Source organism: Pseudomonas sp. 2995-1, assembly GCF_002742505.1.
GTDB lineage: Bacteria > Pseudomonadota > Gammaproteobacteria > Pseudomonadales > Pseudomonadaceae > Aquipseudomonas > Aquipseudomonas sivasensis.
The window spans coordinates 31273-56545 of record NZ_LJSA01000249.1 but is presented as its reverse complement, the minus strand read 5'-3'; the positions used below and the strand labels follow the sequence as shown (position 1 = coordinate 56545).

The window sequence follows — 25273 nt, the reverse complement described above, 5'->3', positions numbered from 1 at the left end:
ATATGTCAAAACTTTCATAATTGCGACATTCCTGTACGTTCGTACCACTCTTTCCCGCCTGCAACGGTTCAGCATCTTGCAATGGGTATGGCGCCTGCATAAGTATCCGCAGGCCGACTCACGAGGTCGCCCTCACCACCAAAAATGACAACAAATCATGAGGCCAACATGCTTAAACACGCAGTCATTCCGTTAATTGTTAGCGCTGGCCTTATGGCCGCAGCCCCTTTCGCCCAAGCGGCGACTAACCTGGTGTTCTGCTCCGAAGGGAGCCCGGCCGGTTTCGATCCAGGCCAGTACACCACCGGAACAGACTTCGATGCTTCGGCCGAAACCATGTTCAACCGTCTGAGCCAGTTCGAACGTGGCGGCACCGCTGTTGTTCCTGGCCTCGCCACCAGCTGGGACGTATCCCCGGATGGCCTGACGTACACTTTCCACCTGCGCGAAGGCGTCAAGTTCCACACCACCCCGTACTTCAAGCCCACTCGTGAATTCTCGGCTGACGACGTAATGTTCACCTTCAACCGAATGATCAACAAAGACGATCCATTCCGTAAGGCCTACCCCACTGAGTTTCCGTACTTCACGGACATGGGTATGGACACCAACATCAAGAACATCGAGAAAGTCGATGCCCACACCGTCAAGTTCACCCTTGGCACCGTGGACGCCGCTTTTATCCAAAACCTGGCGATGAGCTTCGCGTCGATCCAGTCGGCCGAATATGCCGCCCAGTTGCTGAAGAACGGTACGCCTCAGGACATCAACCAGAAGCCAATCGGCACTGGCCCGTTCGTGTTCAAGAGCTACCAGAAAGACTCGAACATTCGTTACACCGGCAACAAGGACTACTGGAAACCTGAAGACGTGAAGATCGACAACCTGATCTTCGCTATCACCACCGACCCGTCGGTGCGTATCCAGAAGCTCAAGAAAAACGAATGCCAGATCACCCTCTTCCCGCGTCCGGCCGACCTCAAGGCGCTGGGCGAAGACAAGGACCTGAAACTGCCGAACCAGGCCGGTTTCAACCTGGGTTATGTCGCCTACAACGTCATGGACAAGGTCAAGGGCAGCGACCAGCCCAACCCACTGGCTGACCTGCGCGTACGCCAGGCGCTGGACATGTCGGTCAACAAGCAGCAGATCATCGACTCCGTTTACCAGGGCGCCGGCCAACTGGCCGTCAACGCCATGCCGCCGACTCAATGGTCCTACGACACCACCATCAAGGACGCCGCCTACAACCCCGAGAAAGCCAAGGCGCTGCTCAAGGAAGCGGGCGTCAAGGAAGGTACCGAAATCGTGCTGTGGGCCATGCCGGTTCAGCGTCCGTACAACCCGAACGCCAAACTGATGGCTGAAATGCTGCAGAACGACTGGTCCAAGATCGGCCTGAAGGTCAAGATCACCAGCTACGAGTGGGGCGAGTACATCAAGCGTTCCAAAGGCGGCGAGAACCAGGCCATGATCATTGGCTGGAGCGGCGACAATGGTGACCCGGACAACTGGCTGAACGTGCTGTTTGGCTGCGATTCCCTGTCCGGCAACAACTTCTCCAAGTGGTGCGACAAGAAATTCGACGGCGTCGTGAAAGAAGCCAAGGCCACATCGGATGTCGCCAAACGCACCGAGCTGTATAAGCAGGCGCAACATATCCTCAAAGATGCAGTCCCGATGACACCTATCGCGCACTCGACGGTGTATCAACCCATGCGCAACACCGTGCAGGACTTCAAGATCAGCCCGTTTGGCTTGAACTCCTTCTACGGCGTGAGCGTCAGCGGCAAGTAAGGATCATTGACGGCGACGTTTCGTAACGTCGCCGTTATTACATCCGCCTGGCCCTTAGGAAATTGACCACGTTCGCAGCCGATGCTTCCTACAGCAACGAACTGCGAAACGGGACTCCGTTGCCTACAGGGTCAATCCAATTTGGCGCATTTACTGTGAAGTCCGCGACCCATAACGTCGTAGGACAGCAGAGGCTCCGACTTGGGAAAGGCACTTGCTGTGTGTGGGATCAGTGATGTCTCCCTGGCTTTGCGCCTGGGTGATTGCTCGCTGATGACAACTACAAACAAGGATCGGGATCGTCATGCGCCATACCACCGTTCTATCCGCCATTTTTGGCACCAGCCTGCTGGCCATGGCCACCATGGGCCACGCCGCCGACAAGAAGAGCCTGGTGTTCTGCTCGGAAGGCAGCCCGGCAGGTTTTGACACCGCGCAATACACCACCGCCACCGACAACGACGCGGCCGAGCCGCTGTACAACCGGCTGGTCGAGTTTGAAAAAGGTGCAACCAACGTACAGCCTGGGCTGGCGACCAAATGGGATATTTCCGAAGACGGTCTGACCTACACCTTCCATTTGCGTGAAGGGGTGAAATTCCACAGCAACAAGGAGTTCAAGCCGACGCGCGACTTCAACGCCGACGACGTGCTGTTCACCTTCAACCGCATGCTGGACCCCGACCACCCGTTCCGTAAGGCCTACCCCACCGAGTTTCCGTACTTCAACGGGATGAGCCTGAACAAGAACATTGCCAAGGTCGAAAAAACCGACGCAAACACCGTGGTGATGACCCTGAACACGGTGGACGCCGCGTTCATACAAAACATCGCCATGAGCTTCGCTTCGATCCTCTCAGCCGAATACGCCGAGCAGTTGCTCAAGAGCGGCAAGCCCAGCGACATCAACCAAAAACCGATCGGCACTGGCCCGTTCGTGTTCCAGCGCTATCAGAAAGACTCGCAGATCCGTTACACGGGCAACAAACAGTACTGGGACCCGAGTCGCGTTCAGCTCGATCAACTGATTTTCGCCATCAACACCGACGCCTCGGTGCGGGTGCAGAAGCTCAAGGCCGGGGAATGCCAGGTGACCCTGCATCCGCGTCCGGCTGACGTCGATGCGCTCAAGGCCGACCCGAAGCTTCAACTGCTGACCAAACCGGGCTTCAACCTCGGCTACATCGCCTACAACGTGCGCCACAAGCCATTCGACCAACTCGAAGTGCGCCAGGCGCTGGACATGGCGGTGAATAAGCAGAGCATCCTGAATGCCGTGTACCAAGGCGCGGGGCAACTGGCGGTCAACGCCATGCCGCCGACGCAATGGTCTTACGACGACACCATCAAAGACGCCGCCTACAACCCGGAAAAAGCCAAGGAACTGCTCAAGGCTGCCGGTGTGAAGGAAGGTACCGAGATCACCCTGTGGGCGATGCCGGTGCAACGGCCGTACAACCCCAACGCCAAGCTGATGGCCGAAATGCTGCAAAGCGATTGGGCCAAGATCGGCCTGAAAGTGAAGATCGTCAGCTACGAATGGGGCGAGTACATCAAGCGCACCAAGAACGGTGAGCACGATATCAGCCTGATCGGCTGGACCGGCGACAACGGTGACCCGGACAACTGGCTGGGCACCCTCTACAGCTGCGACGCTATCGGCGGGAACAACTACTCCATGTGGTGTGACCCGGCGTACGACAAGCTGATCAAGCAAGCCAAGGTCGTCACCGACCGCGAACAAAGGACTGTTCTCTACAAGCAGGCTCAGCAATTGCTCAAGCAGCAAGTGCCGATCACGCCTGTCGCCCACTCGACGGTCAACCAGCCGTTAAGCACCAAAGTCGAAGGGTTCAAAGTGAGCCCCTTCGGCCGCAACGTGTTCTCGGGCGTCAGTATTACCCCATAAGAAAATAACCGGATTGCAGGAGAGCGAAGTCAGCTCTCCGGCAAACGTGCAGCCTTTTATTGGGATTTTTCCTACGGCAAACGTTTGCAAGTGCCTGAACGAGTTACACACCAATAGTCGGTTCACCTAAAAAGACCGGCATAAAAAAAGAGAACCAAAGGAGCTTCACCCATGAAACTGAGCAGCAAAGCGCTTCTGGCCCTGGCCATCAGCACCATCACGGCAACCGCCTACGCTGAAACCCAAAGCCAGGACTTCGTTCCTACCACGTTGGCCGGCACCAGCGCCCAAAGCGAGGCCAAAGGCTTTATTGACGGTCAAAGCCTGGGCGGCACCACGCGTAACTGGTACTCGAACGAAAAATTCAACCGCAACACCCGCATCACCTATTTCAAGGATAAAGGCGACCTGACCAAGACCAGCATTTCCCGTCGTTACAACTGGGACCAAGGCACCATCCTCAATTACACCTCGGGGTTTACCCAAGGCACCGTTGGGGTCAGCACCGAAGTTGCGGCCTACAACGTGATCGCTCTGATCCGTGATCAAAAAGACATCGGCGGCGGCTCCAACCGCACCCTGGCCCACGACCGCGGTGACGCGGTGGACCAGTGGAGCAAACTGGGCCTGGCCAACGTCAAGTTCCGCGTATCCAACACCACGCTGACCGCCGGTCGCCAGAACTTCAGCAGCGGCATCGTCGACACCATCGGCAACCGTGCCCTGCCGTCGAGCTTTGAAGGTGTGAGCTTCAACAGCGAAGAATTCAGCAACCTGTCGTTCCAGGGCGGCGTGTTCGATCGCGTTTCGCCACGTACCGAACAGAGCCTGTCGAAGTTCCGCAGTGAGTACAACAGCAAGGGCGCAGCGGGCGTCGAGACTGACAAGGTTTACACCCTGGGCGCTAACTACCAGCCGCTCAAGAGCCTGAAAACCAGCTTCTTCGCAGCCAACGTGAAGGACTTCTGGAACCAGTACTACTTCGGCGCTACCCACGAGCTGGGTGACAGCTCGGTACTGGGCCTGACCACCGGTTTCAACTACTACAAAACCGTCGATGAAGGCAAAAAGCTGATGGGGGATATCGACAACGATACCTACTCCCTGTCCCTGGGACTGACCCACCAGGCCCACAGCCTGACGTTCTCGTACCAGCAAGTGAACGGTAACGAGTACTTCGACTACCTGCACGAAACCAACGGTATCTACCTGGCCAACTCCCTGACGTCGGACTTCAACGGCCCGAACGAGAAGTCCTTCCAGGTTGCCTACGGTATCAACATGGCCGAATACGGCGTGCCTGGCCTGAAGTTCAACATCTACACCGCTCGCGGCTGGGGCATCGACGGTACGCACTACACCGGCAACCGCGGTGTAGAGAACAAAGGCTACGACGGTGTCCAGGCTCAGGATGGCGAACACCACTATGAATACGGTGTTGGCGCGTCTTACGCCCTGCAAAGTGGCCCGCTCAAAGCCACCACCATTCGCGCCACCTACGTAGCGCACCGTGCTAGTGAACAACAGTCTGACGGCAACCTGAACGAATTCCGTCTGGTTACCACCATCCCGTTCAACATTCTTTAATTAGCGCCAGGTAAACGGCGGGCTCAGGACGAGCCCGCCGTCTACGCTTGTCTGGTCCCATCGATTGCAGAGGGCTCTGAATGAAAATGCTCCCGCTACAAGCTGCCGTTGCCGCAGCGCTGTTAAGCGTCGCTATCGGCGTATCGGCCAAACCCCTGGTGGTCTGCACCGAAGCCAGCCCGGAAGGTTTTGACCCGGTCCTTTACACCACCGCCGTCACCGCCGATGCCGCCGCTGAAACCATGTTCAACCGTCTGGTCGACTTCAAGCCAGGCACCACCGAAGTGGTGCCTGCACTGGCCAAAGACCTGCCAGAGATCAGCGCCGATGGCCTGACCTACACGTTCCACCTGCGTGACGACATCAAGTTCCACACTACCGACTACTTCAAACCCACGCGCAACCTGAATGCCGATGACGTGCTGTGGAGCTTCCAGCGCCAGCTGGACCCGAATCACCCTTGGCACAACAAGTCCGTCGTGGGCTATCCCTACTTTGAAAGCATGGGCTTCAAGGAACTGCTCAAGAGCGTAGAGAAGACTGACGATCACACCGTCGTCTTTACCCTGACTCGTCCTGAAGCACCGTTTTTGGCCGACCTGGGTATGGCGTTCTCTTCGATCCACTCCGCCGAATACGCCGACCAACTGCTCAAGTCCGGTAAGACCGACGACCTGAACGCCAAGCCGATCGGTACTGGTCCGTTCATCTTCACGCGCTACGCCAAGGACGCCCAGGTACGCTTCAAGGCCAACCCGGAGTATTTCCGTGGCAAGCCGGCAGCAGATCCGCTGATCCTCGCGGTCACTACCGACAACAACGTACGCCTGCAGAAGCTCAAGGCGAACGAATGTCAGATCGCGCTGTTCCCCAAGCCCGATGACATTCCAAGCATCAGGAAAGACCCGAACCTCAAGGTCGATGAACTGGCGGCGATGACCACCAGTTACACCGCAATGAACACCACCCACAAGTACATGAGCGATGCACGGGTTCGCCACGCGATCAATATCGCGTTCGACAAAGCAGGCTATACCGAAGCCCTCTTCGGCAAAGGCAATGCGGTCGTGGGCACCGGCCCGTATCCACCGACTTTGCTGGGTTTCAATACGAACCTGAAAAACCCGCCCCGCGACCTCGACAAAGCCCGCGCCCTGCTCAAGGAAGCCGGTGTACCGGAAGGCACCGAGTTCACCCTGTTTACCCGTAACGGCGGCGGCCCAACCAATCCCAACCCGATGCTCGGCGCCCAGCGCATGCAGGCGGATCTGGCGCAGGTTGGCTTGAAAGTGAATATCAAAGTCATGGAATGGGGCGAGATGCTCAAGCGCGCTAAAAACGGCGAGCACGACATGGTCTCGGCTGGCTGGGTAGGCGATAACGGCGACCCGGACAACTTCCTCACGCCCAACCTGAGTTGCGATGCCGCTAAAAACGGCGAAAACTACGCCCGCTGGTGTAACAAAGAGTTTCAAGCCCTGATCGACAAAGCCCGCGCAATTGATGAACCCGCGGCTCGGGCTGCGCTCTATGAACAAGCACAGGACGTTTTCGAAAAGGACCAACCATGGCTTCCCATGGCTTACCCGAAACTGTTCACCGCCATGCGTAAAAACGTAGAAGGCTTTACCCAAAGCCCTCTAGGTACAAATAACTTCGCCACCACCCAGGTGAAGTAAATAAGAGAAACGCTCGGCGCCGTCCACCAGGACGGTGCCGAACCTGCCTAACCGGCTGATTGAGGTACACACCAAGATGTTTAGTTTTATTGCCCGCCGACTGGGGTTATTGATCCCCACGTTTTTCGGCATCACGTTGCTGACGTTTGCGTTGATTCGCATGATCCCCGGCGACCCCGTCGAAGTCATGATGGGCGAACGACGAGTCGACCCCGAGATGCACGCACAGGCAATGGAGCGCCTTGGCCTTAACAAGCCGCTGTATGCGCAATATTTGGACTATGTCGGCAAACTCGCCCAAGGCGACCTTGGCGAATCGCTGCGTACCCGTACCAGCGTGTGGACCGAATTCACCGCCCTTTTCCCGGCGACCCTGGAACTGTCCATGGCCGCCCTGTTGTTCGCCGGTATCCTGGGCCTGTTGGCCGGGGTGATCGCGGCACTGAAGCGAGGATCCCTGTTCGACCACGGGGTGATGGGCATCTCCCTCGCGGGCTATTCGATGCCGATCTTCTGGTGGGGCCTGATCCTGATCATGTTCTTCTCGGTGAGCCTGGGCTGGACCCCGGTTTCCGGGCGTATCGACCTGCTCTACGACATCGAGCCGCGCACCGGCTTCATGCTGATCGACACCCTGCTGGCTGACGAGCCGGACGCGTTCTGGGATGCGCTGCACCACCTCATCCTGCCGGCCATCGTGCTCGGCACCATTCCGCTGGCAGTGATCGCACGGATGACCCGTTCATCCATGCTCGAAGTGCTGCGTGAAGACTACATCCGTACCGCCAAGGCCAAAGGCCTGTCGCCGGCGCGCGTGGTGTTCGTGCACGGCCTGCGTAACGCGCTGATCCCGGTACTGACCGTGGTCGGCCTGCAAGTCGGCACCCTGCTGGCCGGTGCGGTACTGACCGAAACCATCTTCTCGTGGCCCGGCATCGGCAAATGGCTGATCGAAGCCATCGGCGCGCGGGACTACCCGGTGGTGCAAAACGGCATCCTGCTGATCGCCTGTCTGGTGATCCTGGTGAACTTCGTGGTGGATATCCTCTACGGCTTCGCCAACCCACGCATCCGTCACCAGCGCTGAGATCATGACCATGACCACACCTACTCCCGTGTCAGCAGTCGATCAAAGCCTGCTGTACCCGTCCCCGTACAAAGAATTCTGGCAAGCCTTTTCCAAGAACAAAGGCGCGGTTGCCGGCCTGTTCTTCATGTTGTTGATCGTGTTTTGCGCGATCTTCGCGCCGTGGGTTGCACCCCACAACCCGAGTGAGCAATACCGTGACTTCCTGCTCACCCCGCCGTCGTGGCTGGAAGGCGGGCAGATCCAGTTCCTGCTTGGCACCGACGAGCTGGGCCGTGACTTGCTCTCGCGCCTGATCCAGGGTTCGCGCCTGTCGTTACTGATCGGTTTGTCGTCGGTGGTGATGTCGCTGATTCCGGGCATCCTGCTGGGGCTGTTCGCCGGCTTTTTCCCGCGCCTGCTCGGCCCGACCATCATGCGCTTGATGGACATCATGCTGGCCCTGCCGTCGCTGCTACTGGCGGTTGCCATTGTCGCAATCCTCGGCCCTGGCCTGATCAACACCGTGATCGCCATCGCTATCGTCTCGCTGCCGTCCTATGTGCGTCTGACCCGCGCGGCGGTGATGGGCGAGTTGAACCGTGACTACGTGACCGCCGCGCGCCTCGCCGGTGCCGGCCTGCCACGCCTGATGTTCATCACCGTGCTGCCTAACTGCATGGCACCGCTGATTGTGCAGGCGACCCTGAGTTTCTCTTCGGCGATTCTCGATGCTGCCGCGTTGGGCTTCCTCGGTTTGGGCGTTCAACCGCCAACCCCTGAGTGGGGCACCATGCTGGCTTCGGCCCGTGACTACATCGAACGCGCCTGGTGGGTGGTGAGCTTGCCTGGTTTGACCATTTTGCTCAGCGTGCTGGCAATCAACTTGATGGGTGACGGACTGCGCGACGCGCTGGACCCGAAACTCAAGAACGCCGCCTGAGGAGATTCCCATGTCACTGTTAGAAATCAAGAATCTCAACGTACGATTCGGCGACAAGACCGCCGTGCCAGTGGTCGATGGCCTCGACATTTCGGTCGACAAAGGCGAAGTCCTGGCGATCGTTGGCGAATCGGGCTCGGGTAAATCCGTGACCATGATGGCGCTGATGGGACTGATCGAGCATCCCGGCATCGTTACCGCCGACGCCCTGAACTTTGACGGCAAGGACATGCTCAAGCTGAGCAACCGCCAGCGCCGCCAGATCGTCGGCAAAGACCTGGCGATGGTGTTCCAGGACCCGATGACTGCGCTGAACCCGAGCTACACCGTGGGTTTCCAGATTGAGGAAGTGCTGCGCCTGCACCTGAAAATGTCCGGCAAGCAAGCGCGCAAGCGTGCCATCGAGCTGTTGGAAAAGGTCGAAATCCCAGGCGCCGCCAGCCGTATGGACGCCTACCCGCACCAACTGTCCGGCGGCATGAGCCAACGTGTGGCAATCGCCATGGCCATTGCCGGCGAACCGAAACTGTTGATTGCGGATGAGCCGACCACCGCGTTGGACGTGACCATTCAAGCGCAGATCATGGACCTGCTGCTGGCCCTGCAGAAAGAGCAGAACATGGGCCTGGTGCTGATCACCCACGACCTCGCAGTCGTGGCGGAAACCGCCCAGCGCGTGTGCGTGATGTACGCCGGCCAAGCCGTGGAAGTCGGCCAAGTGCCGCAACTGTTCGACATTCCGGCACATCCGTACAGCGAAGCGCTGCTCAAGGCGATCCCTGAACACAGCCTCGGAGCTACGCGCCTGGCCACGCTGCCGGGTATCGTGCCCGGCCGCTATGACCGCCCGCAGGGTTGCCTGCTGTCGCCGCGTTGCCCGTATGTGCAGGACAGCTGCCGTCAGACACGCCCGGGCCTCGACCCTAAATCCAACAGCCTTGCACGCTGCTTCTACCCCTTGAACCAGGAGGTGGCGTAATGGCCGTCGTTCTTACCGCCCGCGACCTGACCCGTCACTACGAAGTGTCCCGTGGCCTGTTCAAGGGCCACGCCACCGTGCGCGCCCTCAATGGTGTGTCGTTCGAACTGGAAGCCGGCAAGACCCTCGCGGTTGTAGGCGAGTCGGGTTGCGGCAAATCTACCCTGGCCCGTGCACTGACGCTGATTGAAGAACCGTCGTCCGGCTCCTTGAAAATCGCCGGTCAGGAAGTGGCCGGCGCCGACAAGGCCCAGCGCAAGCAATTGCGCAAAGACGTGCAGATGGTGTTCCAGAGCCCGTACGCCTCGTTGAACCCGCGCCAGAAGGTCGGCGATCAACTCGGCGAGCCGCTGTTGATCAACACCAATCTGTCCGCCGCCGAACGCCGCGAAAAAGTGCAGGCGATGATGAAGCAAGTGGGCCTGCGCCCTGAGCATTATCAGCGCTACCCGCACATGTTCTCCGGTGGTCAGCGCCAGCGCATCGCCCTGGCCCGCGCCATGATGCTGCAACCGAAAGTGCTGGTGGCGGATGAACCGACCTCGGCACTGGACGTGTCGATCCAGGCGCAGGTACTCAACCTGTTCATGGATTTGCAGCAGGAATTCAACACGGCCTACGTGTTCATTTCCCACAACCTGGCGGTGGTGCAGCACGTCGCGGATGACGTGATGGTGATGTACCTCGGCCGTCCAGTGGAGGTGGGCCCTAAAGAAGACATCTACGCGCGCCCTTTGCACCCGTACACCCAGGCGCTGTTGTCGGCCACCCCTACCATTCATCCGGATCCGAACAAACCGAAGATCAAAATCGTCGGCGAGTTGCCCAATCCACTGAACCCGCCGTCAGGATGCGCTTTCCACAAGCGCTGCCCGTACGCGACGGCGCGGTGCAGCAGCGAGGAGCCGCAATTGCGCGCCTTGGATAACCGGCAGGTGGCTTGCCACTATGCCGAGCAGTTCGTGGCCTGATCCCCACAAAAAAGGCCCTGGGGTTTCACTCCAGAGCCTTGCTTGAGTTCTACAGCCCTTCCCGCCAGGTTGCGCATCAGCCTGGCAGGAGGGGTTTTTTATGTCTGGCTGTCGCCTTCATCGTCCGGGTCATCGCTGTCCGGATCGTCGGTGGTGGAGTCATCATCATCCTTGCTGCCGCCTTGGTCTTGATCACCCGGTTCAGCCTCGGACTTGGCCAGTTGCAGATCCTGTGCACTGTGCACCGCCGACAGCGCAACACCGCCCTGCGCCGGGTTATGCGCCCAGGCCGTCGACATCCCCAACGACAACAGCACCAGCACCTTTATCAACAACACTACGCGTTGAAAAATACTCATGGTTGATTCCGTCCAGTCAGTAGGTGAATCCCGCGCGGCAGCTGTTCAGCCCCGCCAGCGTTGACGCTAGCCCCGATACGGTGTTTGCGCCAGGGCTCAGGTGTCGCCGTCGTCGTAGGTTTCGCTGTCTTCGCCTTCGTTGTAAGGGTTTTCCGCATCCTCCTTTGGCGCAGGCTGAACTTGCGGCTGCCAACTGCCGGAGTTGACCTCGTTTTGCTTCTTCTTGGTGACAGGACCGGTGTCCTTCCACTGCGGCGCTCCTGCGCCCGCCAGTGCCGGAAGGGCCGTCAGCCCCAGAGCGGCCAGCAACACCAGGGGGATGGCGCGTTGAACATTTCGCACGGTGGTCTCCTTTACAGTCGGTGGGTAAACGCTAGACCCGATGCAGGCTTCTCGCCAATCCCATGCCTGTTGAAAGCAAAAATGTGGGAGGGGGCTTGCCCCCGATAGCGTAGTGTCAGCCCCGAATGTCCTGGCTGACACAATGCTATCGGGGGCAAGCCCCCTCCCACATTTTGTTTTGCAACGCCCAAGAAAAAGGGCGAAGCCATCACAGCTTCGCCCTTCTTCTTACCGCTCAGACCTTAATGGTGCTCGCGAGTAGCCCGGAATTTCACATCCGGCCAACGCGCCTCCATAAATGCCAGGAATCTATAAGGGTTCGGGTTCGAAACGAGTAGCTTGATAGATAAAGGGCATTGAACACATTGCCAATGTAGCTGTTACCACCCAAATGCTATGCCCACCGAACAAACCGTAAATTTGTCCGCCCAATGCCGGACCAAAAACGGCACTGGCACTCCAGCAAACAGAAAAAAGCCCGAAGTAATGCCCGCTTTTACCAGATTGCGCAAACTGCATAACAAGTACGCTGAGGGTCGGCAAAAATAGAATTTCGCCAAGCGTCCAAAGTGCAGTTGATATAAAAACATAAAATGGATCAGAGCCAAAAGGCAACATACCTAGCCCAACAGCAAGCAGCAGACTGCCGGTTAAAATCTGGCGACGAGCCCCCCAGCGCTCAGTCCAGTGAGAAATTGGAATTTGCAGTACCACAATCAACCCAGCATTCAATGCAAATTGCCATCCTATAAAGTCCGCACCGAGGTGATAGTAGTCGATCAAGTAATTCCCAAGCATGCTGTAGATCGGTTCAAAGGCAAGTCCAAGTAAAACGCTGGCCGCCAATAGCCAGAGAAAAGATCGGTCTCTGTAGGGCTTTTGGGAAGTCTTATTGAAGTCGTCTGGAACACACGACACTTCTACAGCTCTATGTAAAATCGAATAGGCAAACCACAGAAGCCCAGAAAACATCACCGCAGCACTGACAAAAAACAACCATCGAAAGTCGATTTGTGCCAATGCACCGCCCATCACCCCTGCAACCGCCATTCCTAAATTCGCTGCGACGCGATTCAATGCCTGGGCCCGAGGCCTTTCCATCACATCACAATATTCCATGATTAAACGTTGGTGCAGTGTTCGAACGGCCCCATCAAATACACCGCCTAATACCAGAAGCCCAGCAAGCACATACATATTCGTACTAAGCCCCAAGAGAACCAGTACGATGCCACATCCGAATAAAAGTATTAGAGTAAGTTTTGCGCAAGGGACATGATCACTTAATAAGCCCCCACCCAACGAACCTACTAAAAGGCCGACACCATAACCCGACAACAACCAGCCGACCCATTCAATAGGCAAACCCAGAATTTGACGGAGATACAGCGCCATAAACAGCTTGACCATGGCGCTCACTCGATTAATAAAAATCAGTGATGCAAGCACCCAAGCCACTTGACTGAAATAATGATTAAGTCGAGAGGCAAAGAAATTAAACCTAACCATATAGCGAATCCAAATCCCGAAACACCGCCCCATCTATTCCGCTTGACTCGAACGGAATATCTAAGCGCGCAACATTATTTGCATCGTAAAAATATAGCGCCTTTAACGACTTACACCCAGCCTCTATTAACAGAGGGTTATTTATTAAAAAATACCTGACTGAGGGGCTAAGTGCTGCAATCCGAATAAGCAAACGCCAATCACCGAAATTATTTTCCGGAATAACAGCTCTCGTACCAAACCGTTTTTTATATTGAAACGTCCCCTTAGTCAGAAATGGCTCGCACCCCTGAAAATCAACATAGTCAATAGCTGAACTATTCGCCGCCCACTCTATAATTGAGTGATAAACAAAGTTTTGAGAGCCGTTAACCCGATAAGTACCGCTCCCATTTTTAACTCCGATTAGCCGAGCATTTAGTATCCGACCAGACTTATCAATTTGCGAAACGCTTCCCGCGACCCACTCCTTGGCATCGTATATCCGAAACAACACGCCTTGTTTGAACAAGCGAGCGTATGCTTCTTTTTCCTCGACGCTACGCGCCAGATCTCCATAGCGACTCTTCATCGTTGGCAAATGCATCGAGTGATAAAACTCAAAAAAATCATGATCTTCAAACGAAACATTGTAATGAAATCCCTGAGCGACACATTGCTCTCGCCGCTTACCCTCTCTCTTAGACAGCTGGCTCTTTATGTCATCCCAGGGTCCAGACACATCAACCGCCTGATGGATACGACTTACACCCACAACATCACTGTCCAGCGCAAAGTGGCTAATGATCGTCTTAGGGGCCATTAGACATAACATCTCGCTTTTGACTATTTGCAGAAAGCATTCAAGCTCTCTCCATTCAAAAGCGCCTTGACGGACTACAGATGAGCGTTCGAAAAAACGCTCTTCTATAAACGGCGCAATATAGACCAACCCCTCTCTGACACCCACATATGTAATTTCAGCCTCTTCACCTAATACAGAGTACCCCTTGACAACGCGAAAATGGCATAACTTATCTACCGACATACTCACAACCCAACTTTATGCTTAACGCTAGCGAAAAAAAGCCAGCATTTCTTCAGCAGTGTTTATATAAGTCAAACCATTTGCAGGGATGCGTTTATAATCCTGACATGAGTAGGAGCCAGAAGCATGTATGGTACATCCGTTACTCGGCGTTAATAATCCACGATCAATTGCATTCAAACACCCGCAGAGCGCCATGACTAATGACCACTCCTTGAGATCCCGAAGGTCTGAGGGTAGCTTCACCGGGGTATTCGCTAATAATTGCACGCACTCGCTATAACGCTGCAAGCATTCATGAAGAGATACAACAATACCTGAACCGCCGCCTTCTCTTATTGCTGCAGTCATCTCATCAGCAGTAGTAGGCTGATGTGTATAAAAAGTTGGTTCAAGGACCTCACTTGGACTCCAAGTCGTAGTAGGGAAATGTGGGGATGCTGATTGCCCCCATAGTCCGCCGACCAAACGTGAATAGCGAGGCGTAGACGTTCCGGAAAAATCACCATCCAGCATGTGGAGTACCATGTCACTTGTAGCCAAATGCTGGACCAATAGAAATGATGGCGATGCTACAGCGTGTTTGTTCTCCCTTAAAAATTTTACCCCTGACAAATAGCCTAAGAGTCCATATGCGCTTGAGACTGCATGCACATGTACTGTTTTTCTGCCCACATCCCAGGCGTCTCCGTATTCGAAGTCAAAAAAAGCTCGGGTTTGGTCAGAAAAGCGGTAGTTTTCAAGGCGTAGCGAATGCCATAACTTTAGGTCGCTGATCCCTGCCTTAGAAAACGCCTCCTTAAAATCCTGACCGATCACCTTCACTCGTTCTGGCGAGTCCGTATCTAGCACGAAAATTGGATTTAGAGCACGAAGCCTCGGGTTGTCATATAGTTCTGTAGATCTAAGTTTTTCGACAGTTTGGGCTGGGGTCAGTGTAATAATCCTCAGTTGTGTTTCATCAACCAATTTTTCCTGCAGGGCACGCAGTACAGCGTCGCGCAATGCTATTGCCTTATTTCCCGAGGAAGGTGAAAACAGTAAAATCCTCTCCCCTGTTTTCTGGATATGACAGATAGCGCGAGCAACTATCAGGGTCGATGCAAGTGTTTTCGTTGTTTGTGTATTTGGATTTCCTCTCAGATCAAGTAAGCGTAGTGGTACGTCCCTATACGCTCCAAGCTCAAAAAACTGCGCTGTCGCTACTGAAAGAAATTGGCGCATAGGCTCATTTAATAACGGCAGTTCCATTGAAGGTTCGAACCCGCCATTAGAGCTAGGCGATTCAAAACCGGCAGAACTTTGTGAAAGTAAATCGTAGTAGCGTTCTAGAATAGCGACCCTTTCATTGACTCTTCCTTCCACGCTTCTTAACGCCGCTGCCGGGTTAGCATTATCCATCTGTAGTTACTCCATAAAATATGGGTAGCGCGACATGGAAGCTAGACGTAGGAAAAACCCTTGTCATCATGAAAATCAAGACGAACAAAGAAATAGAATAGAGCTACTTATATGAAGGATTTGGACTACTGCTTTATAAGAAAAAAACCACAGATAAATATTTAGAAAACCACTATGGCACTCATCGGGAGGTCCCACAAAAAAGGGCGAAGCCATCACAGCTTCGCCCTTCTTCTTACCGCTCAGACCTTAATGGTGCTCGCGAGTAGCCCGGAATTTCACATCCGGCCAACGCTCTTCCATCAGCGCCAGGTTGACCCGTGTCGGCGCCAGGTAGGTCAGGTGACCACCGCCGTCGACCGCCAGGTTTTCCACCGCCTTGTTGGAGAACTCTTCCAACTTCTTCTTATCGCTGCAATCGATCCAGCGCGCGGAGTACACGGTGATTGGCTCGTAGGAGCATTCGACCTTGTATTCCTCTTTCAAGCGGCTGGCGACCACATCGAACTGCAGCACACCGACGGCCCCGAGGATGATGTCGTTGCTGCGCTCGGGGAAGAACACCTGGGTGGCGCCCTCTTCCGCCAGTTGCTGCAGGCCTTGGCGCAGTTGCTTGGATTTCAGCGGGTCACGCAGGCGTACGCGGCGGAACAGTTCCGGGGCGAAGTGCGGGATACCGGTGAAGCCCAGCGCTTCGCCTTCGGTGAAGGTGTCGCCAATCTGGATGGTGCCGTGGTTGTGCAGGCCGATGATGTCGCCGGCGTAAGCCTCTTCGAGTTGTTCACGCTCGGAGGAGAAGAACGTCAGGGCGTCGCCGATGCGTACGTCCTTGCCGGTGCGCACGTGGCGCATCTTCATGCCTTTTTCGTATTTGCCGGAGCAGATGCGCATGAAGGCGATACGGTCGCGGTGTTTCGGGTCCATGTTCGCCTGGATCTTGAACACGAAACCGGTGAATTTTTCTTCGACCGGCTCAACCGTGCGCTCGTTGGCGACACGGGCCAAAGGCTTCGGCGCCCAGTCCACGACGGCGTCGAGTACATGGTCGACACCGAAGTTACCCAACGCAGTACCGAAGAACACCGGAGTCAGTTGGCCGTCGAGGAATTCCTGCTGATTGAACTCATGGCAGGCGCCCTGCACCAGTTCCAACTGGTCGACAAAACGGTCGTACTCGTCACCCAGATGGGCGCGGGCTTCGTCGGAGTCGAGCTTCTCGATGATCTTGGTTTCGGTGCGTTCGTGACCGTGGCCGGCGGTGTAGACAATGATGTAGTCATCCGCCAAGTGGTACACGCCCTTGAAGTCGCGGTAGCAACCAATCGGCCAGGTGATCGGCGCGGCCTTGATCTTCAGGACTGCTTCGATTTCATCCAACAGCTCGATCGGGTCGCGGATATCGCGGTCGAGTTTGTTGATGAAGCTGACGATAGGTGTATCGCGCAGGCGGCATACGTCCATCAACGCGATGGTCCGTGGCTCAACGCCCTTACCGCCGTCGAGGACCATCAAGGCCGAGTCCACCGCAGTCAGGGTGCGGTAAGTGTCTTCGGAGAAGTCTTCGTGGCCCGGGGTGTCGAGCAGGTTGACCATGTGGTCGCGATACGGGAATTGCATGACCGACGTGGTAATGGAAATACCCCGTTGTTTCTCCATCTCCATCCAGTCGGATGTCGCATGGCGGTCGGATTTGCGGGATTTCACCGTGCCGGCCACAGCGATCGCCTTGCCCATCAGCAGGAGCTTCTCGGTGATGGTGGTTTTACCGGCATCGGGGTGGGAAATAATAGCGAAAGTGCGGCGTTTCGCGACTTCGGCGGCCTGGTGGGTCATGGGAAATCGCCTGGCAGGTGAGTCAAAAAAGGGCGGCGAGTATAGCGCAAACCCCGGGGGCCGGACCACCGTTCACCCGATTGGGGGTGGCTAAATGCTGCCAAGTATGGAACCTTTTAAAAGGTAGAGACGTCCACTCCCCTGCTACCGCACTCGGAACAGGGGCTGATAAATCAGCAAGTTAGCCTGACGAGGCTGCGCTCATGGCTCGGATTGATACCGCGTTGCCGGTATGGACGAGCTGCTTTTCGCGACCACATTCGCCGACAGCCAGGAATGGCATTGCCGCTCGGAAATGTGTTCGCCGACAAAAGAAAAAAGGAGTCCGCCTGTGGCTATTCGCTATGGCAAAGGGCTGATAGGAGGAGTGGTTGTCGTCGCTCTCCTGGCCCTGCTGGTCCACTGGATCGGCATCAACACGATCGAACTGTACCGCGACGATTTGTTGTTTTACCTGCAAGCTCATTTGATCCTTGTTCTAGTGTCCATGCTGGCGGCCCTGATTGTGGGCATCCCCGCCGGTATCCTGCTCAGCCGACCGAACATGGTCGGGCGCGCAGAACGCTTCATGCAGATCTTCAACATCGGTAACACCGTCCCTCCCCTGGCCGTACTGGCCATCGCCCTCGGCGTCCTCGGCATCGGCAGTGGTCCGGCCATCTTCGCGTTGTTTCTCGCGTCCCTCCTACCCATCGTGCGCAACACCTACGAAGGCCTGAAAAACGTTCAAGGCTCACTGAAAGAAGCGGCCACCGGCATCGGCATGACGCCTCACCAGGTGCTGTTTCGTGTGGAATTGCCCAACGCCGTGCCGATCATCATCGGCGGCGTGCGCGTGGCCCTGGCGATCAATGTGGGTACTGCGCCGCTCGCGTTCCTGATTGGTGCAAACAGCCTCGGCAGTCTGATCTTCCCCGGCATCGCCCTGAACAATCAGCCGCAATTGCTGCTCGGCGCCGCGTGCACCGCGTTGCTGGCCTTGCTGCTTGACGGTCTGGTGACCATGGCCAGCCGCCTCTGGCTGGAACGCGGGTTGCGTCCGTCTTAAGGCTTTGCAAAGGAATTCACATGAAAAAACTGACCTTGATATTGAGCTGCGCCCTGCTGTTGGCAGGTATTGCGCAAGCCGCTGAAAAACCGGTGATCCGCATCGGCGCACGGGTGTTCACCGAACAGACCCTGCTGGCCGAAATCACTTCCCAGTACCTGCGCACCAAGGGTTACGACACCCGCGTGACCGGCGGCCTGGGCAGCAACCTGGCGCGCAGTGCCCAGGAAAGCGGGCAACTGGATCTGATCTGGGAATACACCGGCGTGTCGCTGGTGGCCTACAACCACATCGACGAGAAGCTCAACAGCGAACAGTCCTACGCTCGGGTCAAAGAACTCGACGCGAAAAAAGGCCTGGTCTGGCTCTCGCCATCGCGCTTCAGCAACACCTACGCCCTGGCATTGCCAGAGAAAGTGGCTGAAGAGCATCCTGAGATCAACAGCATCAGCGACCTCACCAAAGCCATGGCGCAAGACACCAAGGAACACCGCCTGGTGGCCCTGGACACCGAGTTCGCCAACCGCTCCGATGGCTTGGCCGGCATGGTCAAGCTGTATGACATGAACCTGACCCGCAAGAACACGCGGCAGATGGACGCCGGCCTGGTCTACACCGCCTTGCGTAATGGCCAGGTGTTTGCCGGTTTGGTCTACACCACCGACGGTCGCCTGAACGCCTTCAAGCTCAAGCTGCTGGCGGATGACATGCACTACTTCCCGGACTACACCGCCGCGCCGGTGGTGCGTCAGGAATACCTCGACAAGCACCCGCAACTGGCTGCCGAGCTCAAGCCGCTGGCCACTCTGTTCGACGACGAAACCATGCGCCAGCTAAATGCGCGGGTCGACGTCGACCATGAAAGCCCATCCGCTGTTGCCGCCGATTTCCTGCGCCAACATCCCATCAACTAAGAAGGAGAAGACATGGAATTCCTGAACGCCTTTTCCCATCTTGATTGGGCCCAAGTCCTGCACCTGACCTGGCAGCACATCACCCTGGTCGGCATCGCGGTAATTCTGGCAATTGTCGTGGGTGTGCCCCTGGGCGTGCTGATGACGCGCTTCCCGACCTTGGCTGGCCCGCTGCAAGCCAGCGCCACGGTGCTGCTGACCGTACCGTCCATCGCGCTGTTCGGCCTGCTGCTGCCGTTCTACTCCAAGTTTGGCCAGGGCCTGGGGCCGATGCCGGCGATCACCGCCGTGTTCCTCTACTCCCTGTTGCCGATCATGCGTAACACCTACTTGGCGCTGACCGGCGTCGAACCGGGCATTCGCGAGGCCGCCAAAGGCATCGGCATGACCTTCGGCCAGCGCCTGCGCATGGTCGAACTGCCCATCGCCGTGCCGGTGATCCTCGCCGGTGTGCGCACCGCCGTGGTGATGAACATTGGCGTCATGACCATCGCCGCCACCATCGGCGCCGGTGGCCTGGGTGTACTTATTCTGGCTTCCATCAGCCGCAGCGACATGTCGATGCTGATCGTTGGCGCCGTGCTGGTCAGTCTCCTGGCCATCTTCGCCGACCTGCTTTTGCAATGGCTGCAACGCTCGCTGACTCCAAAAGGACTGCTCAAATGATCGAACTTCAAAACCTGACCAAGACTTTTCAAAGCAACGGCAAAACTGTTTCGGCCGTGAACGACGTAAGCCTGACCGTCAACGAAGGCGAGATTTGCGTATTCCTCGGCCCTTCGGGCTGCGGCAAGAGCACCACGCTGAAAATGATCAACCGCCTGATCAAGCCGACCTCGGGCAAGATCCTGATTAACGGTGAAGACACCACCGACCTCGACGAAGTGACCCTGCGTCGCAACATCGGCTATGTGATCCAGCAGATCGGCCTGTTCCCGAACATGACCATCGAGGAAAACATCGTGGTCGTGCCCAAGCTGCTCGGCTGGGACAAGCAAAAATGCCACGACCGCGCCCGCGAGTTGATGAGCATGATCAAGCTGGAGCCTAAGCAGTATCTGCACCGCTACCCGCGTGAACTGTCGGGCGGCCAGCAACAGCGGATCGGCGTGATTCGCGCACTGGCGGCCGATGCGCCGTTGCTGCTGATGGATGAGCCATTCGGCGCGGTCGACCCGATCAACCGCGAGATGATCCAGAACGAGTTCTTTGAGATGCAACGCGCGCTGAACAAGACCGTGATCATGGTCAGCCACGACATCGACGAAGCCATCAAGCTGGGTGACAAGATCGCGATCTTCCGGGCCGGCAAGCTGCTGCAGATCGACCATCCGGATACGCTGCTGGCGCACCCGGCCGATGAGTTCGTCAGCAACTTCGTGGGCCAGGACAGCACCCTCAAGCGCCTGCTGCTGGTGAAGGCCGAAGACGCGGCGGACAACGCCCCGTCGGTGAGCCCGGAAACCCCGGTGGCCGATGCCCTGGAGCTGATGGACGAAACCGACCGCCGCTATGTGGTCGTCACCTGCGCCGAGAACAAAGCGCTGGGTTATGTACGACGTCGCGACCTGCACCGTCAGACCGGCACTTGTGGCCAGTACTTGCGCGAATTCAACGCCACGGCGGCGTATGACGAGCACTTGCGCATCCTGTTGTCGCGTATGTACGAGTTCAACCGTTCGTGGCTGCCGGTGATGGATGCCGAGCGGGTGTTCCTGGGTGAAGTGACCCAGGAGTCGATTGCCGAGTACCTGAGCTCCGGTAAGTCCCGTGGGGGCAAGACCAGTATCGTTTCGCCGGCTGAGACAGCCCTGGCCTGACACAACGCGGTAAAAATGTGGGAGGGGGCTTGCTCCCGATGGCGGTGTGTCAGTCACTTCATCTGTCACTGATCCACCGCTATCGGGAGCAAGCCCCCTCCCACATTTCCCCTTCGGTGAGTCAGGGAAATCGCCTCGATTACCACTCAGCGGGGAACATCATTCCGTCATACGTGTCGGTTACATAAGTAGCTGCACGCCATCGCGCGACGAACGCGTGCAAAAACGCGACATTTTTAGTTGATCTCAAGCCCCTCACGCCCTAAAGTTCGCGCCGAACGTCCATGCTGGAAACGATCCATCCGGCTCAAGTACTGACGACGAGACAGCAAGGCCAAGGGACGCAGTTGATCCCATGGCCTTTTTGCTTTCGGCGACATGCCTTGGGAAGTAGGCGAACCAAAGTGGGGATACGGAGGACGTTCATTTGCACCCATTGCTAATTTTAGTTTGCCCTTAGGAGTTCCCAGCATGTCGATCAACGTCGAAGATTATTTCGCGCACGCCACTTTTGACAAAATGAAGGCGTTCGCCGACAAGCAAGAAACCCCGTTCGTGGTAATCGACACCGCGATGATCAGCCAGGCCTACGATGACCTGCGCGCCGGCTTCGAATTCGCCAAGGTGTATTACGCGGTCAAGGCCAACCCTGCCGTCGAGATCATCGACCTGTTGAAAGACAAGGGTTCGAGCTTCGACATCGCCTCGATCTATGAGCTGGACAAGGTCATGGACCGTGGCGTCAGCGCCGACCGTATCAGCTACGGCAACACCATCAAGAAATCCAAGGACATCCGCTACTTCTACGAGAAGGGCGTGCGCCTGTTCTCCACCGACTCCGAAGCCGACCTGCGCAATATCGCCAAGGCCGCGCCGGGTTCGAAAGTGTATGTGCGCATCCTCACCGAAGGCTCGACCACCGCTGACTGGCCTCTGTCGCGCAAGTTCGGCTGCCAGACCGACATGGCCATGGACCTGCTGATCCTCGCCCGTGACCTGGGCCTGGTGCCGTACGGTATCTCGTTCCACGTAGGCTCCCAGCAGCGCGACATCAGCGTGTGGGACGCGGCAATCGCCAAGGTCAAAGTGATCTTCGAGCGCCTGAAGGAAGAAGACAACATCCACCTCAAGCTGATCAACATGGGCGGTGGCTTCCCGGCCAACTACATCACCCGCACCAACAGCCTGGAAACCTACGCTGAAGAAATCATCCGCTTCCTCAAGGAAGACTTCGGCGACGACCTGCCGGAAATCATCCTGGAGCCAGGCCGTTCGTTGATCGCCAACGCCGGTATCCTGGTCAGCGAAGTGGTGTTGGTTGCACGTAAGTCCCGTACCGCCGTCGAGCGTTGGGTGTACACGGATGTGGGCAAGTTCTCCGGCCTGATCGAAACCATGGACGAAGCCATCAAGTTCCCGATCTGGACCGAGAAGAAAGGCGAGATGGAAGAAGTGGTCATCGCCGGCCCAACCTGTGACAGCGCCGACATCATGTACGAAAACTACAAGTACGGCCTGCCGCTGAACCTGGCCATCGGTGATCGTTTGTACTGGTTGTCGACCGGTGCCTACACCACCAGCTACAGCGCAGTTGAGTTCAATGGCTTTCCGCCGCTGAAGTCGTTCTACGTGTAAGTAGCCGGCCAATAAAAAACCCATGACGTGTCATGGGTTTTTTTATGCCTGTGATTTGTCATCACCCGTTGCGTCACGCAGATAACTCACGCAACGCCGCCGTCGCCAGAAACCCTGACCGCGACGCATAGCGGTGATCCTTTTGCACTCGCTCATCAATGCGCTGCAACAACTGTTCCGGCAAAGAAGCATTGAACCGCACCGATCTCCCCAGATAAGGGGTGAGATCAAAGTCGACTATCGCCCATACGCCACCGGCAAAATCCGGGTTATCCCAATGGGCATCAACCTCCTGCGCATGGGGAAGTGTTTCCTGGTCTGCAACCAGCCCTTCCAGATGCAGTGCGAGTGCCTCACGGACATTATCCAGCGCTTCGGAAAACGACCCACCAGCCGAAAAACACCCTGGTACGTCGGGGACTGTCACGCTGTAGTCCGAGTCAGCATCTTTATGTACTACCACGGGAAACTTCATTGTTCCTCCTTTGAACGAGCCTCACAGAACTCATTCAACTCATCAATCGGGGCCATCACTTGAGACCTGCTGACTTGAAAATACTGTGCAAAGTGCCCTTTGCAATTTCCGACTTGGGATGAGGAACGGTCACTCGCCCTCGCTTCACCGGGTGTTTGAACTGGTGATGACTGCCCTTTACTGCCACCTCAAACCAACCATCCGCAACCAGCAGCTCAATCACCTCTCGACTTCTCATCGCCTCACCCTTCAGTGTGTATATTACACACCACCATTAGGCAATGCGCTTTTTTATACACACGAGACACACCAATGAAAAAGCCCGCTTAACGTATAAGCAGGCTCGTGTGAGGCAATGATGACGATGTGTAAATCCTTTTCACCAGCGAAGTAATGTCAGTTTCTATGCCACGGACTGTTAAAAGCTTTTGTGCACTATGAAAGCATCGCAGCCCGCTGTTGATAGGCCTGCGCCATCGCACGAATACGCGGATCATTCGCCGCTGCCAGCGCCTTGTGCGCCGTGCGCAGGAACTTCAGATTACCGCCCGCCAACGCCTTGCGCAGCCACTCCAGCGCCGCCTCGATCTGGCCTCTGTCGGCCAACACCGCCGCATAACTGAACTGCCCGCGAAAATCCCCGCCTTCGGCTGAGCGGCGGTACCACTCAACGGCTGCATCCAGGTCCTTCGGGCAAAACTGGCCTTCTTCCAGGTAGCGCCCTAGCAGGTTCATCGACTTGGCGTGCCCCTGCTCCGCCGCCTGGCGATAACACATCAGTGCTTGCTGCTGATCTTCAGCAACACCACGGCCGGTCGCCAGTAAGTTGGCGTAGTTGTACTGCCCCCAATCCAATCCGGCCTGCGCCGCCAAGCGGTACTCCCGCACCGCCGCCGCTTCATCGACGGCACAGCCCCAGCCATGCTCAAGGCAACGCCCGGCCATATTACGAGCCATCAAATGCCCGCTCTGAGCCGCGATGCGGAACCAGCGCAATGCCAGCGCTTCATCGCGTGCAATGCCGCGTCCCTCCAGCAGGATTTGCCCGAGCAAGGCCTGGGCATCCACCACACCTTCCTTCGCTGCGATCAGAATCGCCTGGGCGGCGCGTATCGGTGAGTCGTCGAGCATGCCTTGCAGTTGTTCGACGTTGAGCACCTCTTCGCGGCGCAATAGAAAGCCCATGCTCAGACCTCTACCCAGCGACGCAGCAGGTTGTGATAGGTGCCGGTGAGCTGAATCAGCGCGGGATGATCGGGCACGTCGCGGGTCAGTTGCTGGATCGCGCCGTCCATCTCGAACAGCAACGTGCGCTGGCTGTCTTCGCGTACCAGGCTTTGGGTCCAGAAGAACGAGGCATAGCGCGCGCCACGGGTTACGGCGTTGACTTTGTGAAGGCTGGAGCCGGGGTACAGCACCATGTCGCCGGCGGGCAACTTGACCCGTTGCAGACCGAAAGTGTCCTGGATCTCCAGTTCGCCGCCGTCGTATTCATCCGGGTCGCTGAAAAACAGCGTGGATGAAAGGTCGGTGCGCACCCGCTCGTGACTGCCTTTAGGCTGACGCACGGCGTTGTCGATATGGAAGTCGAAACTGCCACCGGCGGTGTAGCAGTTCAGCAACGGAGGGAACACCTTGTGTGGTAACGCCGCTGACATGAACAGAGGGTTTTGCCACAAACGTTCGAGCATCGCCGCGCCGATTTCCTTGGCCAGCGGGTGGCCTTCGGGCAATTGCAGATTGTGTTTGGCTTTGGCGGACTGATGCCCAGCGGTAATTTTTCCGTCGGCCCAATCGGCACTTTCCAGGGCTTGGCGGATGCGCTGCACTTCCTCGCGAGAGAACAGGCCGGGAATGTGCAACAGCATGGGGCAATACCTGTAGGCAGAGAGGCGCCAATGGTATTGATTCTTATCCGCCCTGTAAAACGCAATGACGGACGAGTCCGTAAAAACCGTAAGCAAAAAGTGTAAAGAATG

Annotated in this window: 23 protein-coding genes; 13 read left to right on the top strand and 10 right to left on the bottom strand. The window is 56.7% G+C overall.

Annotated elements, in window-relative coordinates; genetic code table 11:
* The first annotated feature begins 168 nt into the window (after positions 1-168).
* The 8 genes from AOA61_RS03030 (at position 169) to AOA61_RS02995 (ending at position 10931) form a co-directional block, all read left to right on the top strand.
* A complete protein-coding gene (locus tag AOA61_RS03030) occupies positions 169-1797 on the top strand; it encodes an ABC transporter substrate-binding protein (protein WP_099601122.1) in 1629 nt (542 codons plus the stop codon).
* Between the two features lie 304 nt (positions 1798-2101).
* Positions 2102-3706 (top strand): ABC transporter substrate-binding protein, encoded by a 1605-nt coding sequence (locus AOA61_RS03025; RefSeq protein ID WP_032886230.1) that lies wholly within the window; start codon positions 2102-2104, stop codon positions 3704-3706.
* Positions 3707-3877: 171 nt separating this feature from the next.
* Positions 3878-5293: an OprD family outer membrane porin gene (locus AOA61_RS03020; RefSeq protein WP_032886229.1), complete on the top strand. Its 1416-nt coding sequence runs from the start codon at positions 3878-3880 to the stop codon at positions 5291-5293.
* An 80-nt stretch (positions 5294-5373) separates the two neighbouring features.
* Positions 5374-6972: an ABC transporter substrate-binding protein gene (locus tag AOA61_RS03015; protein WP_095183824.1), complete on the top strand. Its 1599-nt coding sequence runs from the start codon at positions 5374-5376 to the stop codon at positions 6970-6972.
* 76 nt (positions 6973-7048) lie between these two features.
* Positions 7049-8059: an ABC transporter permease subunit gene (locus tag AOA61_RS03010; RefSeq protein ID WP_003171721.1), complete on the top strand. Its 1011-nt coding sequence runs from the start codon at positions 7049-7051 to the stop codon at positions 8057-8059.
* Between the two features lie 10 nt (positions 8060-8069).
* The gene (locus AOA61_RS03005) at positions 8070-8981 is read left to right on the top strand and encodes an ABC transporter permease subunit (RefSeq protein WP_032886481.1); all 912 of its coding nucleotides are present in this window, start codon (positions 8070-8072) and stop codon (positions 8979-8981) included.
* A gap of 10 nt (positions 8982-8991) precedes the next feature.
* Positions 8992-9960, top strand: coding sequence for an ABC transporter ATP-binding protein (locus tag AOA61_RS03000; protein WP_095183823.1), 969 nt, complete (start codon positions 8992-8994; stop codon positions 9958-9960).
* Positions 9960-10931: a peptide ABC transporter ATP-binding protein gene (locus AOA61_RS02995; protein WP_095183822.1), complete on the top strand. Its 972-nt coding sequence runs from the start codon at positions 9960-9962 to the stop codon at positions 10929-10931. The genes AOA61_RS03000 and AOA61_RS02995 overlap by 1 nt, the downstream gene beginning before the upstream one ends.
* Before the next feature lie 98 nt (positions 10932-11029).
* Here the strand turns inward: AOA61_RS02995 and AOA61_RS02990 are convergent, their stop codons facing one another.
* The 6 genes from AOA61_RS02990 to AOA61_RS02965 all read right to left on the bottom strand — a co-directional run bounded on the left by AOA61_RS02990 (position 11030) and on the right by AOA61_RS02965 (position 17402).
* Positions 11030-11290, bottom strand: a complete 261-nt coding sequence (locus tag AOA61_RS02990; protein ID WP_095183821.1) for a hypothetical protein — start codon at positions 11288-11290, stop codon at positions 11030-11032.
* A gap of 96 nt (positions 11291-11386) precedes the next feature.
* Positions 11387-11632 (bottom strand): hypothetical protein, encoded by a 246-nt coding sequence (locus AOA61_RS02985; RefSeq protein ID WP_099601121.1) that lies wholly within the window; start codon positions 11630-11632, stop codon positions 11387-11389.
* A gap of 309 nt (positions 11633-11941) precedes the next feature.
* Positions 11942-13141 carry an MFS transporter gene (locus AOA61_RS02980; protein WP_099601120.1) on the bottom strand — a complete coding sequence of 400 codons (1200 nt, stop codon included), beginning with the start codon at positions 13139-13141 and terminating at the stop codon, positions 11942-11944.
* A complete protein-coding gene (locus tag AOA61_RS02975) occupies positions 13134-14168 on the bottom strand; it encodes a hypothetical protein (RefSeq protein ID WP_241150089.1) in 1035 nt (344 codons plus the stop codon). The genes AOA61_RS02980 and AOA61_RS02975 overlap by 8 nt, the downstream gene beginning before the upstream one ends.
* A gap of 27 nt (positions 14169-14195) precedes the next feature.
* Positions 14196-15569, bottom strand: a complete 1374-nt coding sequence (locus AOA61_RS02970; protein ID WP_099601118.1) for a DUF6002 family protein — start codon at positions 15567-15569, stop codon at positions 14196-14198.
* Positions 15570-15818: 249 nt separating this feature from the next.
* On the bottom strand, positions 15819-17402 hold the full coding sequence (locus AOA61_RS02965; RefSeq protein WP_032886221.1) for a peptide chain release factor 3: 1584 nt from the start codon (positions 17400-17402) through the stop codon (positions 15819-15821).
* 331 nt (positions 17403-17733) lie between these two features.
* On the opposite strand from AOA61_RS02965, the gene AOA61_RS02960 reads away from it, so the two are divergent.
* The 5 genes from AOA61_RS02960 to AOA61_RS02940 all read left to right on the top strand — a co-directional run bounded on the left by AOA61_RS02960 (position 17734) and on the right by AOA61_RS02940 (position 22819).
* Positions 17734-18450, top strand: a complete 717-nt coding sequence (locus AOA61_RS02960) for an ABC transporter permease (protein WP_099601116.1) — start codon at positions 17734-17736, stop codon at positions 18448-18450.
* Positions 18451-18470: 20 nt separating this feature from the next.
* Complete coding sequence (locus tag AOA61_RS02955) at positions 18471-19364, top strand: glycine betaine ABC transporter substrate-binding protein (RefSeq protein WP_032886219.1); 894 nt, start codon at positions 18471-18473, stop codon at positions 19362-19364.
* A gap of 12 nt (positions 19365-19376) precedes the next feature.
* Positions 19377-20030: an ABC transporter permease gene (locus AOA61_RS02950; RefSeq protein ID WP_027604864.1), complete on the top strand. Its 654-nt coding sequence runs from the start codon at positions 19377-19379 to the stop codon at positions 20028-20030.
* Positions 20027-21184, top strand: a complete 1158-nt coding sequence (locus AOA61_RS02945; RefSeq protein ID WP_017138294.1) for a betaine/proline/choline family ABC transporter ATP-binding protein — start codon at positions 20027-20029, stop codon at positions 21182-21184. Before AOA61_RS02950 ends, AOA61_RS02945 begins: the two co-directional genes overlap by 4 nt.
* A 471-nt stretch (positions 21185-21655) precedes the next feature.
* The gene (locus AOA61_RS02940) at positions 21656-22819 is read left to right on the top strand and encodes a type III PLP-dependent enzyme (protein WP_099601115.1); all 1164 of its coding nucleotides are present in this window, start codon (positions 21656-21658) and stop codon (positions 22817-22819) included.
* A 73-nt stretch (positions 22820-22892) separates the two neighbouring features.
* Here AOA61_RS02940 and AOA61_RS02935 read toward each other — a convergent pair whose 3' ends face one another.
* From AOA61_RS02935 to AOA61_RS02920, 4 genes are all read right to left on the bottom strand, one after another.
* Positions 22893-23294, bottom strand: a complete 402-nt coding sequence (locus AOA61_RS02935) for a type II toxin-antitoxin system HicB family antitoxin (protein ID WP_095183816.1) — start codon at positions 23292-23294, stop codon at positions 22893-22895.
* A gap of 55 nt (positions 23295-23349) precedes the next feature.
* Complete coding sequence (locus AOA61_RS02930; RefSeq protein ID WP_095183815.1) at positions 23350-23532, bottom strand: type II toxin-antitoxin system HicA family toxin; 183 nt, start codon at positions 23530-23532, stop codon at positions 23350-23352.
* A 197-nt stretch (positions 23533-23729) separates the two neighbouring features.
* A complete protein-coding gene (locus AOA61_RS02925; protein ID WP_099601113.1) occupies positions 23730-24479 on the bottom strand; it encodes a tetratricopeptide repeat protein in 750 nt (249 codons plus the stop codon).
* 2 nt (positions 24480-24481) lie between these two features.
* The gene (locus AOA61_RS02920) at positions 24482-25162 is read right to left on the bottom strand and encodes a Fe2+-dependent dioxygenase (RefSeq protein WP_032886214.1); all 681 of its coding nucleotides are present in this window, start codon (positions 25160-25162) and stop codon (positions 24482-24484) included.
* Between the last annotated feature and the right edge of the window lie 111 nt (positions 25163-25273).

Coding starts and splice junctions, on each gene's coding strand:
- AOA61_RS03030 (WP_099601122.1), top strand. CDS start 169: ATGCTTAAACACGCAGTCATTCCGTTAATTGTTAGCGCTGGCCTTATG.
- AOA61_RS03025 (WP_032886230.1), top strand. CDS start 2,102: ATGCGCCATACCACCGTTCTATCCGCCATTTTTGGCACCAGCCTGCTG.
- AOA61_RS03020 (WP_032886229.1), top strand. CDS start 3,878: ATGAAACTGAGCAGCAAAGCGCTTCTGGCCCTGGCCATCAGCACCATC.
- AOA61_RS03015 (WP_095183824.1), top strand. CDS start 5,374: ATGAAAATGCTCCCGCTACAAGCTGCCGTTGCCGCAGCGCTGTTAAGC.
- AOA61_RS03010 (WP_003171721.1), top strand. CDS start 7,049: ATGTTTAGTTTTATTGCCCGCCGACTGGGGTTATTGATCCCCACGTTT.
- AOA61_RS03005 (WP_032886481.1), top strand. CDS start 8,070: ATGACCACACCTACTCCCGTGTCAGCAGTCGATCAAAGCCTGCTGTAC.
- AOA61_RS03000 (WP_095183823.1), top strand. CDS start 8,992: ATGTCACTGTTAGAAATCAAGAATCTCAACGTACGATTCGGCGACAAG.
- AOA61_RS02995 (WP_095183822.1), top strand. CDS start 9,960: ATGGCCGTCGTTCTTACCGCCCGCGACCTGACCCGTCACTACGAAGTG.
- AOA61_RS02990 (WP_095183821.1), bottom strand. CDS start 11,290: ATGAGTATTTTTCAACGCGTAGTGTTGTTGATAAAGGTGCTGGTGCTG.
- AOA61_RS02980 (WP_099601120.1), bottom strand. CDS start 13,141: ATGGTTAGGTTTAATTTCTTTGCCTCTCGACTTAATCATTATTTCAGT.
- AOA61_RS02975 (WP_241150089.1), bottom strand. CDS start 14,168: ATGTCGGTAGATAAGTTATGCCATTTTCGCGTTGTCAAGGGGTACTCT.
- AOA61_RS02970 (WP_099601118.1), bottom strand. CDS start 15,569: ATGGATAATGCTAACCCGGCAGCGGCGTTAAGAAGCGTGGAAGGAAGA.
- AOA61_RS02965 (WP_032886221.1), bottom strand. CDS start 17,402: ATGACCCACCAGGCCGCCGAAGTCGCGAAACGCCGCACTTTCGCTATT.
- AOA61_RS02955 (WP_032886219.1), top strand. CDS start 18,471: ATGAAAAAACTGACCTTGATATTGAGCTGCGCCCTGCTGTTGGCAGGT.
- AOA61_RS02950 (WP_027604864.1), top strand. CDS start 19,377: ATGGAATTCCTGAACGCCTTTTCCCATCTTGATTGGGCCCAAGTCCTG.
- AOA61_RS02945 (WP_017138294.1), top strand. CDS start 20,027: ATGATCGAACTTCAAAACCTGACCAAGACTTTTCAAAGCAACGGCAAA.
- AOA61_RS02940 (WP_099601115.1), top strand. CDS start 21,656: ATGTCGATCAACGTCGAAGATTATTTCGCGCACGCCACTTTTGACAAA.
- AOA61_RS02935 (WP_095183816.1), bottom strand. CDS start 23,294: ATGAAGTTTCCCGTGGTAGTACATAAAGATGCTGACTCGGACTACAGC.
- AOA61_RS02930 (WP_095183815.1), bottom strand. CDS start 23,532: ATGAGAAGTCGAGAGGTGATTGAGCTGCTGGTTGCGGATGGTTGGTTT.
- AOA61_RS02925 (WP_099601113.1), bottom strand. CDS start 24,479: ATGGGCTTTCTATTGCGCCGCGAAGAGGTGCTCAACGTCGAACAACTG.
- AOA61_RS02920 (WP_032886214.1), bottom strand. CDS start 25,162: ATGCTGTTGCACATTCCCGGCCTGTTCTCTCGCGAGGAAGTGCAGCGC.